The organism is Janibacter sp. LM (assembly GCF_039631275.1).
GTDB classification, from domain to species: domain Bacteria; phylum Actinomycetota; class Actinomycetes; order Actinomycetales; family Dermatophilaceae; genus Janibacter; species Janibacter terrae.
This window is the reverse complement of the sequence record NZ_JBDIVG010000011.1, coordinates 163,230-175,119: the sequence shown is the minus strand read 5'-3', so window position 1 is coordinate 175,119 and position 11,890 is coordinate 163,230. Positions and strand designations below refer to the sequence as shown.

Below are 11,890 nucleotides of genomic sequence, written 5' to 3'. Positions count from 1 at the left end.
GTGCGACCACGCCATCACGTCCTCGTCGTCGGGGGCGGCATCGCCGGCCTCGCGCTCGCCGCGGCCCTCGACCCGCGCCGGGTGCATGTCACTCTCGTCGAGGAACGCCCCGAGCGGGCCGGGCACGGCACCGTCCTCGCCCTGTGGCGCGGCGGCCGATCGGCCCTCGACGACCTCGGGGTCGGCGAGACGGTCCGGCGCACCGCGCTGCCGGTCGAGCGGGCCGCGCTCCGCTCGGCGGACGGCGCCCCCCTCGTCGCCCGCCGCGACCTGCCGTTGTGGTTCGTCCCGCGCCGCGATCTCGTGACGGCGCTCGAGGCGGGGATCCCCCCTTCGGTCACGCGCACGACCCGGCAGGTCACCGACCCGCGCGCGCTCGCCGCGGAGGTCGGCGCCGACCTCGTCGTCGGGGCCGACGGGGTGCGCTCGGTCTGCCGGCAGCAGGCCTTCGAGGGCAGCGCGCCGGTCGTCACGGAGTGGATCGCGCTGCGCGGCCACCTGCCCGGACCGCCGACGACGAGCGCCACGGAGTGGTGGGGGCCGGACGGCCTCTTCGGGACGACGCCCGGCCCACAGGGCGCTGCGTGGTTCTGCGCGGTACGCGCCGACCACCGGGGCGTCACCGTCGACCCGGCGGAGGCGGTCGCCGCCGCGCGGGGCCACTTCGGTGACTGGGACCTCACGGTCCGCGACGTCCTGGCCCGCGTCGGCGATGCCGCGGACGTCCAGCGGGTGCTCCTCGCGCCGCCGATGCGCACGATCGTCGACGACGGCCTCGTCCTCGTCGGCGACGCCGCGCACGCGATGAGCCCCAACCTCGGCCGCGGCGCCAACGAGGCGCTCCGGGACGCGGTCGTCCTCGCCGAGGAGATCCACCGCCGGGGGACGAAGGGAGCCCCCCTCGCCTACAGCAGACGCCGCCACGCCTCCGGCCAGGTCCTGCGGCTCACCGCGACCGTCGCCCTCCGGGCGGCGACGAGCCGCCGCGGCCGCGGTGTGCGCGACCGAGCGCTGCGCCTCGTGCCCTAGTCTCTGGCGCGTGGACCACGACCACCTGGACGTCGCGCGCGAGCGCGTGCGCCTCCACCTGTCGCGAGGGCTCTACGACGCGGCGCTCCAGGACGTCGAGCAGGCCCTGGCGAGCGCCCCGGACGACGCCGAGCTGCAACGCCTGCGCGTCGTCGCCCTCCTCGACTCCGGTCGCTCGCAGTGGGCCCTCGACGCGGCCAACCACGCGCTCGTCGCCGACCCTGACGACTCGACCCTGCACCTCCTCGCGTCGATGGCCCTGTCGCGACTCGGCCACCACGGCGACGCCGTCGCGGCTGGCCCCCTTCGATGGCCGCGACCCTCACGCCAGGGCCCACCTCACCCGGGCCCACCACGGCCGCGCCTGACCGCTCCCACGAGGGCCTTGACTGGAGCTCCGCCGAGGGGGAGATGGGCGACATCTCCCCGCAGCCGATGTACGTCGGGGGCATGCAGCAGGTCAAGGCGCGGCTCGACGCGGCCTTCCTCGCCCTCCTTCGCCATCCGGGGCTGCGCAAGGCCTACGGCACGTCGCTCAAGGGCGGCATCCTGCTCTACGGTCCGCCCGGCTGCGGCAAGACCTTCATCGGCCGCGCCCTGGCAGGCGAGCTCGGCGCCGGCTTCGTCAACGTCGGGATCAGCGACGTCCTCGACATGTACACGGGCCGGTCCGAGCGCAATGTCTCGGAGATCTTCGAGTTCGCCCGCTCGCACGCGCCGACGGTCGTCTTCCTCGACGAGCTCGACGCCATCGGCGCCAAGCGCGCGACGACGCACAACAGCGGCCTGCGCACGGTCGTCAACCAGCTGCTCATGGAGATGGACGGGGTCGAGGCCGACAACGAGGGCGTCTTCGTCGTCGGCGCGACCAACCAGCCGTGGGACGTCGACGCGGCCCTGCGCCGCCCCGGCCGACTCGACCGCACGCTCTTCGTCGCCCCGCCCGACGAGGAGGCGCGGGCCGCGATCTTCCGCCACCACCTCACCGACCGACCCGTCGAGGGCGTCGACGTCGCCTGGCTCGCGCGCCGGTCGCAGGGCCTCTCGGGCGCCGACATCGCGCACGTCTGCGCGACCGCCACCGAGTTCGCGCTCATGGAGGGCGCGCGCACCGGGACGATGCGCTGGATCGGCATGGCCGACCTCAAGCGCTCGCTCGGGGAGGTGCGCCCCTCCACCGGGCCATGGTTCACGTCCGCGCGCAATGTCGTGGAGTTCGCCAACGTCGATGGTGCCTACGACGAGCTGCGGGACTGGATGCGCAAGAACAAGGTGCGTTGACCCGGGTCACGTCCGCACCGGGACCGGTGCCCGCAGCGGTTAGGTTGGCCGACATGCGACGACGACTCCTGGTGGCCGCCGTGCCCCTCGCCCTGGCACTGCCGGCCGGCTGCTCGGCCTTCGAGGACGCAGCCCCGCCCGCAGAGGCCCTCGAGACGGCGCGCACGGCCTTCGTCGACGCCGGTGCGGTCGGCTTCGACCTCAAGCAGTCCGCCATCCCCAAGGGGCGCGACGGCGTGTCCGCGGCGGACGGCTCGGGCATCGTCGACACGACCACGCCCAAGTTCCAGGGAGAGGTCACCGGGGTCATCCGGGGCAACTCCGCAGGCGTCGAGATCATCGCCGTCGACGACAAGACGTGGATGTCCTTCTTCACCAAGGACTTCAACCCGGTCGACATGTCCGACCTCGGCGCGCCCAACCCGGCCGAGTTCTTCCGCCCCGGCAGCGGCGTCGACCAGATCCTCGCCGGCACGACCGACGCGAGCGAAGGGGAGCGCACCCGCGCCGGCGACACCGTCCTGCAGGAGTACACCGGCAAGGTCCCGGCCGAGGACGTCCACCGACTGTTCGCGCTCGGTGAGGGCGCCGACGACTTCGACGTCACGTACGGCATCGAGCCCGAGAGCGGGGAGCTGCGCTCGGCGGAGATCACCGGCAACTTCTACGAGGAGCAGGAGACGACCTTCACGCTCAAGATCAAGGACTACGGCAAGGCCGTCGAGATCTCCGAGCCCGCGTCCTGACCGTGACGCTCGACGTCCCCGGGCGCAGCCCCCGGGCCCTGCTCGCGCTCGCCTCGACGGCGGTCGCGCTCGCCGCCGCGGACACCTACGTCGTCGTCCTCGCGCTGACCGACATGATGAACGGCGTCGGCCTCGGCCTGGACAACCTCCAGCGCGCCGCACCGATCATCTCGGGCTTCCTCCTCGGCTACGTCGCGGTCCTGCCCCTCATCGGGCGCCTCGCCGACGTCGTGAGCCGATCGCGGATCCTCCTCGGCTGCCTCGCCGTCTTCGTCGTCGGCTCAGGCATCACCGCGCTCGCGGTCGACCTCGACGTGCTCGTCGTCGGCCGCGTCGTCCAGGGCGTCGGCGGAGGCGGCCTCGTCCCAGCGACCCTCGCGCTCGTCGCGGACCTCTGGCCGCCGGGACGCCGGGGGATGCCGCTCGGCGTCGTCGGCGCGGTCCAGGAGCTCGGCTCGGTCCTCGGCCCCCTGCTCGGGGCAGCGGTCCTCGCCGTCGCGGACTGGCGGGCGATCTTCTGGCTCAACGTCGTGCTCGGCCTGGTCCTCTGGGTCGCGATCGCGTCGATCACCCGGGTGGCGCCCTTCGAGACGGCCGCGGGCGGCCTCCTCAGGGAGCGGGGGAGTCCGGCTGCGGGCGGCCTCCTCAGGGAGCGGGGGAGTCCGGCTGCGGGCAGGGAGCGGGGGAGGCGTACTGGGACGGTCGTCCTCGGGGTCGTCACCGTCGGCCTGCTCTGGCTGACGCTCGCGGCCCCCGCGGTGCTCGCCACGGACGTCTACCTCGGGGTGCCGTTCGTCCCCTTCGTCGGCGACCGCCGGGTGCTCACGCCGGTCGGTGCGCTGACCGCGGCCCTCGCCGTGCTCCTGCTCGTCCGCACCGCCCGCCTCTGGTGGGCGCCGCTGCGCGACAGCGACCTCCCGGGCGCGCTGCTCCTCGGGACGGCACTCGGGAGTGTCGTGCTCACCTTCAGCTCGGCGGACCCCGAGAGCGAGGTCGTCGGCCCGCTCGGCTACGCGCTGCTGCCCGTCGCGGTCGTCGCCGTGCTGCTCTACGTCGTCCGGCACCGCACGGCCGGAGCGCCGCTCGTCCCGCGGGGCACGGTCCGCGGCCGCACGGGCTGGTCGCTGCTCGTCTCGCTCGCCGTGGGGGTGGCCCTCGTCGCGGTCGTCGTCGACGTGCCGCTCTTCTCCCGCCTGACGACGGAGGGCTCGCAGACCGACGCGGCGATGGAGCTCGTGAAGTTCCTCGTCGCCGTCCCGGTCGGCGCCCTCCTCGGTGGGTGGGTGCTGCGCTGGGTCGGCGACGGTCTGGCCGCCGGCGTCGGGCTCACCCTCGCCGCCGTCGGGCTGCTGCTCATGTCGGGCTGGGAGCGCGGGTCGCTCGCCGAGCTCACCTCGACCCTCACCCTCGCGCTCGTCGGGCTCGGGCTCGGCATGGCGCTCGCGCCGGTCAACGACGCCGCGCTCGCGGACTCGCCCCAGGACGTCCACGGCACCGCCTCGAGCCTCGTGGTCGTCGCCCGCATGGTCGGGATGGTCGTCGGGCTCGCGCTGCTCACCGGTGTCGGCCTGCACCGCTACTACGCGGCCGTCGAGGCGCTGCCGCGCGAGCAGCAGACGAGCGGCCGGGCGCTGCTCGACGCCGCGCTGCTGCAGGTGCACACGGTCTTCGTCGGGGCCGCCGGTGCCGCCGCGGTGGGCGCGCTGCTCGCCTTCGTCTTCCTCGGCATCCGGCGGCGCGAGGGCTCAGGCTCGTTGGCGCGCGGGTTCGGCGTCGAGGAGTAGCTCGATCTTGTCGGCGACCACCGCAGGGACCTCGAGCAGGACCATGTGGCCGGTGCGCGGCACCATCCAGAAGTCGGCCCCCGGGATGCCGGCGGCCAGCCGCCGGCCGGCGGAGACCGGGGTGAGCCGGTCCATCCCGCCCGTCACGACGACCGTGCGCACGTCCGCGAAGGGGGCGAGGTGCTTGCGGAAGTCGAGCTCGCCGATCGCGCGGTGCCAGTCGGAGACGACATTGGCCCGGGTGCGCGTGGTCATCCGCATCGTCGTCCGCACGGCGACCGGGTCGGGGTCCGGACCGAAGAGGTTGGCTGCCGTGAGCCGCGCCGTGGAGGGCAGCCCGCGGGCCTTGGCCGGCAGACGGCCGAGCAGCCCCATGGCGAGGGCCTCGCCCCGGATCGCCCGCCGGTCGAGGTGCGCGGCGGTGCCGACCAGGGCGACGCCACGGACGCGGCGGCGCACCAGCTCGGGGTCGACCTGGGCCATCGCCATGATCGTCATGCCGCCCATCGAGTGGCCACCGAGGACGACATCGCCCTCCGGCGCGGTCTCCGCGATGACCTCACGCAGCGTGACCCCGAGGTCCAGGAGGGAGACGCGGCGGTCCCGGCCCGGCGTCGACCGGCCGTGGCCCGGCTGGTCGTAGGTGATGACCCTCAGGTGGGGGCGCCGGCGCTGCAGCTCGGCGACGACCGGTTCCCACACCTCGGTCGTCGAGCACCAGCCGTGGGCGAGGACGAGCGTCGGGCCCTCGGGACGGTCGCCGGCCGCCGGGTGGTCGAGGACCGCGATGCGCGCCCCGTCAGGGGCGGCGACCGTGAGGCGACGGGCCGTCGAGGTCACGCAGGGCTCCCCGGGTCGCCGTCGAGCCCGACGATGACCGGCGCGTGGTCGCTCGCGCCCTTGCCCTTGCGCTCCTCGCGGTCGATCGAGGCGCCCGTGACGCGGTCGGCGAAGGACGGCGACCCGAGGATGAAGTCGATGCGCATGCCGCGCTTCTTGGGGAAGGCGAGCTGCTGGTAGTCCCAGTAGGTGTAGGTACCCGGCCCGGGGGTGTGGGGGCGGACGACGTCGACGAAACCGGACTCGAGGAAGGCGTTGAAGGCGGCCCGCTCCGGCGGCGAGACGTGGGTCTTGTCGGCGAAGTACGCCATCGACCACACGTCCTCGTCCTGCGGCGCGACGTTCCAGTCGCCGCACAGCGCCGTCGGGGTCCCGTCGGCGCTCCACTCGCTCGCGCGCTGCCGCAGCTGCTCGAGCCAGGAGAGCTTGTAGGCCATGTGCGGGTCGTCGAGGGTGCGACCGTTGGGGACGTAGAGCGACCACACGCGCACGCCCCCGCACGTCGCGCCGATCGAGCGCGCCTCGGGCGCGAGCGGATCGCCGAACCCGGGGTCACCGTCGAACCCGATCGAGACGTCCTGCAGGCCGACCCTGGAGAGGATCGCCACGCCGTTCCACTGGTTCAGGCCGTGGTGGGCGACCTCGTAGCCCAGGGCGGTGAAGCGGTCGAAGGGGAACTGCTCCTCCCTGGCCTTGGTCTCCTGGATGGCGAGCACGTCGACGTCGCTGCGCTGCAGCCAGGCCTCGACGCGGTCGACGCGGGAGCGGATGGAGTTGACGTTCCAGGTCGCGATACGCACGGCGCCACCCTAGCCGGGCGCCTTGGCCTGCCCCGCGGGTGAGCGCGGCCTGACACCATGGGCCCATGGCCATGCGACCCCTCGTCGAGATCCCCGCTGCCGACGGCACGGCCGAGGCGGTCGTCGCCCGGCCCGACGCGGACGGCACGTACCCCGGCGTCCTGCTGTGGATGGACGCCATCGGGCTGCGGCCCCGCATCGAGGAGATGGCCGACCGCATCGCCTCGTGGGGCTACATCGTGCTGGCGCCCAACACCTTCTACCGGCTCGGCTCTGCGGCAGAGATGTCGCCCCCTGCAGGTACCGACCTGACCGACCCCGAGCAGCGGGCGACCTACGGTCAGCTGAGCCTGCCGCGTGTCGCCGAGCTGACGAAGGAGCGCACCGAGGCGGACGTCGCCCCCTTCGTCGCCGCGCTGCGCGCCCTGCCCGGCGTCGCCGAGGGCCCGATCGGGACCACGGGGTACTGCATGGGGGCCAAGCACGCGACCCGGGCCGCCTGCGTCGACCCGAGCATCGCGGCCTGCGGTGGCTTCCACGGGGCGCACGTCGCCTCCGACGGGCCCGACAGCCCGCACCTGTCGCTGGGGAGCGCGCGGGCGGCCTTCGTCTACGGGCACGCCGACCGCGACGGCACGATGCCGCCGGAGATGGTCGAGCGGCTCGACGCGGCGCTCGCGGAGCACGGCCTGCAGGCGCAGACCGCGATCTACCCCGACGCCCCGCACGGCTTCACGATGAGCGACACGTCGAGCTACCAGGAGGCGGGCGCCGAGCGGCACTTCGCCGAGCTCGAGGAGCTCTTCGCGCGGACCCTGCAGGCCGGGGGAGAGCACGCATGAGCACCGCCCTCGTCACCGGTGCCACGGCCGGCATCGGCCGCGAGTTCGCGGTCCAGCTGGCCGCGCAGGGTCACGACCTCGTCCTCGTCGCCCGCGACACCGCGCGGCTGCACGACCTCGCCACCGAGCTGGGCGAGGCGCACGGGGTGCACGCCGAGGTGCTCGCGGCCGACCTGTCCGACCGTGCCCAGCTGGAGCGGGTCGCCGAGCGGCTGCGCGCCGCCGACCGGCCCGTCGACCTGCTCGTCAACAACGCGGGGTACGGGCTGGGGACCCCCTTCGTCGACACCGACGTCGAGGACGAGGAGCGCCTGCTCGACGTGCTCGTGCGCGCGGTGCTCGTCCTCAGCCACGCGGCCGCCGGCGCCATGGTCGCGCGCGGGCACGGCCGGATCATCAACGTCTCATCCGTCGCCGGCCACCTGACGAGCGGCACGTACGCCGCGGCCAAGGCCTGGGTGACGACCTTCACGGAGTCCATCGCGGCACAGCTGCGGCCGAAGGGGGTCCGCGTCACCGCGCTCCTGCCCGGCTACGTGCGCACCGAGTTCCACGAGCGCGCCGGGATCGACAAGGGCACCCGGTCCGGTCCCTTCTGGCTCGACGCGAGCGACCTCGTGCGCGCGGCGCTCGCCGACTCGGAGCGGGGTCGCGTCGTCTCCGTGCCGAGCCCGCAGTACAAGGCCGTCGTCGCGCTCGTCCGCCACCTGCCCCGGGTGCTCCTGCGCAACCCGCGCGTCACCGCGCTGCATCGCAAGGACACCCACTGACGACGGTCGACCTAAACTGGCAGGCGTGACTGACATCGCTGCCGACCGCGCCCGCCTGCTCGAGATCGTCAAGGACAAGGCCATCGTCCACGGACGCGTGACGCTGTCCTCCGGCGCGGAGGCCGACTACTACGTCGACCTGCGCCGCATCACCCTCGACGGCGAGGCCTCCCCGCTCGTCGGCCGCGTCTTGCTCGACCTCGTCGAGGACCTCGACTTCGACGCCGTCGGTGGGCTCACGCTCGGTGCCGACCCGGTCGCCACGTCGATGCTCCACGCCACTGCGGCGAAGGGGGAGCGCCTGGACGCCTTCGTCGTGCGCAAGGCGGGCAAGGCGCACGGCCTGCAGCAGCGCATCGAGGGCCCGTCGATCGCCGGGCGGCGTGTCCTGGTCGTCGAGGACACCTCGACGACCGGGAGCTCGCCGCTCGAGGCAGCCACCGCCGCCCGCGAGGCGGGCGCCGAGGTCGTCGCCGTCGCGACGATCGCCGATCGCGCGACCGGTGCGGCGGAGAAGTTCGCCGAGGCTGGCCTCGAGTACCGCCACGTCTTCGGGCTCGAGGAGCTCGGGCTCGCCTGACCCCGTGCTCCACGGCTAGGTTAGGCTCGCCTCATCAAGCCGTCCCGGTCGCACGAGGAGAGTCGAAGGTGGAGTCGCAGTTCGAGGTGACGGTCGTCGCCGTCACGGACCTCAACCCCGTGGTGCGCCGGATCACGTTGTCCGCGCCGCAGCTGCGCGACCACCGCCTGGTCGGCCCCGACGAGTACTTCGGTCTGCTCGTCCCCGGCGCCGACGGCCGGCTGCACCTGCCCGATCCCGCGTGCAGCAACGTGCGGGCTGCGATCAGCGAGATGCCCGAGGACGAGCAGCCCGGGCTGCGCTGGTACACGGTGCGCGCGCTGCGTCGCGATGTCCACGAGATCGACGTCGACATCGTCACGCACGGCGACTCCGGCCCGGGCTCCGCATGGGCGACGGCCGCCCAGGTCGGCGACAGGGCCGCGTTCCGCTCCGGGGGAGCGCTCTACTCCAGCTTCGAGCACGCGCGCCAGCTGCTCGTCGCCGACGAGACCGCGGTGCCCGCGCTGCTCGCGATCCTCGAGGAGCGCGACCGTCGCGGCCTGCCAGGCCTCGGCGCCGACATCGAGGCGCACGTCGAGGTCCCCTCCGCCGAGGTCCTGGGCGGCCTCGACGTCCCGGCCCGGGTCACGGTCCACGAGCGCGGGCACGCCGCCCCCGGGACCGCGGTCCTCACCGCACTCGTCGCCACCCCCGTCTCGACCGCGGACCTGGACCACGCGTGGCTGTGCGGCGAGTCGGGGCTGGCGACCTCCCTGCGGCGCCATCTCGTGCAGGAGGTCGGCATGGACAGGCGCGCGATCACCTTCTCCGGCTACTGGAAGCTCGGTGCCGCACGCGTCTGAGCCCTTCGAGATGGTTGCTTCGCGACCTCCTCCGGGGGCGGGGCGGGCGGCGGGTAGCCTGCGCGACATGGAGCCGCACCTCGTCGCCCTGGATGTCGACGGCACGATCCTGACCCACGCCGGCGAGCTGCGTCCGGCCACCCGCGACGCGATCCGCGCGGTCGCCGACGCGGGGCACCACATCGTCGTCTCGACGGGCCGCTCCGTCCTGGCGACGACCCCGGTCCTCGACCTGCTCGGTCTCTCGCACGGGTGGGCGATCTGCTCCAACGGCGCGGTCACCCTCGAGCTGGATCCCGCTGCGCCGCAGGGTTATCGGATCGCCGACACGGTGACCTTCGACCCGCGCGCGGCGCTCACGCTCGTCATGGAGCACGCCCCCCACATCCTCGTCGCGGTGGAGGAGGTGGGCGTGGGATTCAAGGTCGCCCGCCCCTACCCCGAGGGCGTGCTCCAGGGCGAGCAGGTCGTCGTCCCCTTCGAGCAGCTCGTCGACCGGCCGACGACCCGCGTGACCTTCCACGACCCCGACGCGGCGAGCGAGGACTTCCTCGAGCTCGTCGAGCGGATCGGTCTGCACGGCGTGAGCTACGCCGTCGGCTACACCGCCTGGCTCGACCTCGCGCCCGAGGGTGTGTCCAAGGGGTCCGCGCTCGAGCTCGTGCGCCGTCGCCTCGGCGTCGAGCCGCACCTGACCTTCGCCGCGGGGGACCAGCGCAACGACCTCGAGATGCTCCGGTGGGCGGCACGCGGGGTCGCCATGGGCGGTGCGCCGCCCGAGGTCGTCGATGCCGCGGACGAGACCACGGGGTCCGTCGACGAGGACGGGCTGGCGCACGCCCTTCGCCCCCTCGCCTGAACCCTCCGGGTCCGGCGGAGGGGCATGATTGGCAGGTGAGCCGCACCCGAGACCTCGACGACGCCCGTGACGCTGCCCGGGACACCGCCCGAACCGTGGGCGACCACCCCGCCCTCGAAGCCCTCGCCCGCGTCGGCTTCGTCGTCTCCGGCGTCCTGCACATCGTCATCGGCTACACCGCCGGTCGCGTCGCGTGGGGCGGTGGCGGCGGGCAGGCCGACCAGTCCGGCGCGCTCGCCTCGCTCGCGAGCAACCCCGGTGGCGTCGTGCTCATGTGGGTCGTCGTCATCGGCCTCGTCGCGCTCGCCCTCTGGCAGCTGGCCGTGGCCGTCGCGCCCGCACTCGGTGACGGGGGCGTCGGCGACCGGCTCAAGGCCGTCGGCAAGGCCGTCGTCTACGGAGCGCTGGCCTTCACGGCGCTGAAGTTCGCGCTCGGCTCGGGCTCCTCGTCGTCGAGCGAGCAGTCCTCGCAGGATGTCACCGCGAGCCTCATGCAGCAGCCGGCCGGGCGGTGGCTCGTCGGTGCGCTCGGCGTCGGGATCATCGCGGTCGGCGGGTACCACGTGTACAAGGGCGTGACGCAGCGTTTCATCAAGGACCTCGAGGAGGACCCGGGCACCGTGGCGCGCACGCTCGGCATGATCGGCTACCCGGCGAAGGGGGCCGTCCTCGCCCTCGTCGGCGTCTTCTTCATCATCGCGGCCGTGCAGGAGCAGTCGGAGGAGGCCACCGGCCTGGACGGCGCGCTGAAGTCCCTGCGCGACCAGCCCTTCGGCCCGTACCTGCTCACCGCCGCGGCCCTCGGCCTCGTCGCCTTCGGCCTGTACTGCTTCGCGCGGGCGCGTCACCAGCGGATCTGAGCGGGCGCAGGACGGCCAGGCCCGTCAGGGCCGTGGCCGTGCCGAGGAGCAGTCCGGCGCTCACGTCGGTCACGTAGTGCACCCCCAGGACGATCCGGTCGGCCGCGGTCAGCAGGGCGCCCAGGACGACCAGCGCCGTGGCGCCCCAACGGATCCATGCGGTCCGCACGGTCGCCAGGAGTGCCACGAGCAGCACCGCGCCGAGGGCCGCGTTGTTCGCGTGCCCGCTCGGGTACGACCAGTTGCCGAAGGCGACGACCGCGTCCTCGGGCCTGGCCCGCTGCACGACCTCCTTGCACAGGGCGCCGAGCCCCCAGCCGACGAGCCCGATCGCGGGCACGACGAGCGCCCAGCGCCCGACGCAGCCCCGGGCGATGAGGACGAGGGTGACGGCGATGACGAGCGGGTGCACGACCCACGGACCGCTGAGGTCGGACCACACCTGCGCGACATCGGCCAGCCACGGCGCCGAGAGGACGAGGTCGGTGCCCGCGGCCAGGCCCCCTTCGTCCAGCCGCCGTGCCCACCCGGACGGGATGAGCACCCAGCGACCGAGGGCCGCGACGCAGAGCATGATGAGCGTCATCGTCACGAGGGCGGCCACGGCACGCAGAGACGTGGGGTGGTGGTCGGCAGGCACCACCCGATTGTGGG

General features: G+C 74.0%; 13 protein-coding genes. 10 read left to right on the top strand and 3 right to left on the bottom strand.

Annotated features, from left to right (window positions below; genetic code table 11):
• The 4 genes from ABC138_RS07895 to ABC138_RS07880 all read left to right on the top strand — a co-directional run bounded on the left by ABC138_RS07895 (position 1) and on the right by ABC138_RS07880 (position 4,840).
• A complete protein-coding gene (locus ABC138_RS07895; protein WP_345913205.1) occupies positions 1-1,029 on the top strand; it encodes an NAD(P)/FAD-dependent oxidoreductase in 1,029 nt (342 codons plus the stop codon).
• Positions 1,030-1,440: 411 nt separating this feature from the next.
• Positions 1,441-2,310: an ATP-binding protein gene (locus ABC138_RS07890; protein WP_345913204.1), complete on the top strand. Its 870-nt coding sequence runs from the start codon at positions 1,441-1,443 to the stop codon at positions 2,308-2,310.
• A gap of 53 nt (positions 2,311-2,363) precedes the next feature.
• Positions 2,364-3,056, top strand: coding sequence for an LppX_LprAFG lipoprotein (locus ABC138_RS07885; RefSeq protein ID WP_082807715.1), 693 nt, complete (start codon positions 2,364-2,366; stop codon positions 3,054-3,056).
• 2 nt (positions 3,057-3,058) lie between these two features.
• The gene (locus ABC138_RS07880) at positions 3,059-4,840 is read left to right on the top strand and encodes an MFS transporter (protein ID WP_345913203.1); all 1,782 of its coding nucleotides are present in this window, start codon (positions 3,059-3,061) and stop codon (positions 4,838-4,840) included.
• Here ABC138_RS07880 and ABC138_RS07875 read toward each other — a convergent pair.
• Positions 4,802-5,680, bottom strand: coding sequence for an alpha/beta hydrolase (locus ABC138_RS07875; protein ID WP_345913202.1), 879 nt, complete (start codon positions 5,678-5,680; stop codon positions 4,802-4,804). The genes ABC138_RS07880 and ABC138_RS07875 overlap by 39 nt on opposite strands.
• Positions 5,677-6,480 (bottom strand): exodeoxyribonuclease III, encoded by an 804-nt coding sequence (locus ABC138_RS07870; protein WP_345913201.1) that lies wholly within the window; start codon positions 6,478-6,480, stop codon positions 5,677-5,679. Before ABC138_RS07870 ends, ABC138_RS07875 begins: the two co-directional genes overlap by 4 nt.
• Before the next feature lie 65 nt (positions 6,481-6,545).
• Between ABC138_RS07870 and ABC138_RS07865 the strand changes: the two genes are divergently transcribed.
• The 6 genes from ABC138_RS07865 (at position 6,546) to ABC138_RS07840 (ending at position 11,236) form a co-directional block, all read left to right on the top strand.
• Complete coding sequence (locus ABC138_RS07865; protein WP_068424144.1) at positions 6,546-7,322, top strand: dienelactone hydrolase family protein; 777 nt, start codon at positions 6,546-6,548, stop codon at positions 7,320-7,322.
• Positions 7,319-8,092 carry an SDR family oxidoreductase gene (locus ABC138_RS07860; RefSeq protein ID WP_068328683.1) on the top strand — a complete coding sequence of 258 codons (774 nt, stop codon included), beginning with the start codon at positions 7,319-7,321 and terminating at the stop codon, positions 8,090-8,092. Before ABC138_RS07865 ends, ABC138_RS07860 begins: the two co-directional genes overlap by 4 nt.
• 25 nt (positions 8,093-8,117) lie before the next feature.
• Positions 8,118-8,672, top strand: coding sequence for an orotate phosphoribosyltransferase (pyrE, locus tag ABC138_RS07855; RefSeq protein WP_345913200.1), 555 nt, complete (start codon positions 8,118-8,120; stop codon positions 8,670-8,672).
• Positions 8,673-8,740: 68 nt separating this feature from the next.
• Entirely contained in the window at positions 8,741-9,517 is a 777-nt protein-coding gene (locus ABC138_RS07850; protein ID WP_338537443.1) for a siderophore-interacting protein, read from the top strand.
• Between the two features lie 67 nt (positions 9,518-9,584).
• Positions 9,585-10,376, top strand: a complete 792-nt coding sequence (locus tag ABC138_RS07845; RefSeq protein WP_068328689.1) for an HAD family hydrolase — start codon at positions 9,585-9,587, stop codon at positions 10,374-10,376.
• 35 nt (positions 10,377-10,411) lie between these two features.
• The gene (locus ABC138_RS07840) at positions 10,412-11,236 is read left to right on the top strand and encodes a DUF1206 domain-containing protein (protein ID WP_255218342.1); all 825 of its coding nucleotides are present in this window, start codon (positions 10,412-10,414) and stop codon (positions 11,234-11,236) included.
• Here the strand turns inward: ABC138_RS07840 and ABC138_RS07835 are convergent.
• Positions 11,163-11,876: a phosphatase PAP2 family protein gene (locus ABC138_RS07835; protein WP_345913199.1), complete on the bottom strand. Its 714-nt coding sequence runs from the start codon at positions 11,874-11,876 to the stop codon at positions 11,163-11,165. The genes ABC138_RS07840 and ABC138_RS07835 overlap by 74 nt on opposite strands.
• Positions 11,877-11,890 lie beyond the last annotated feature (14 nt).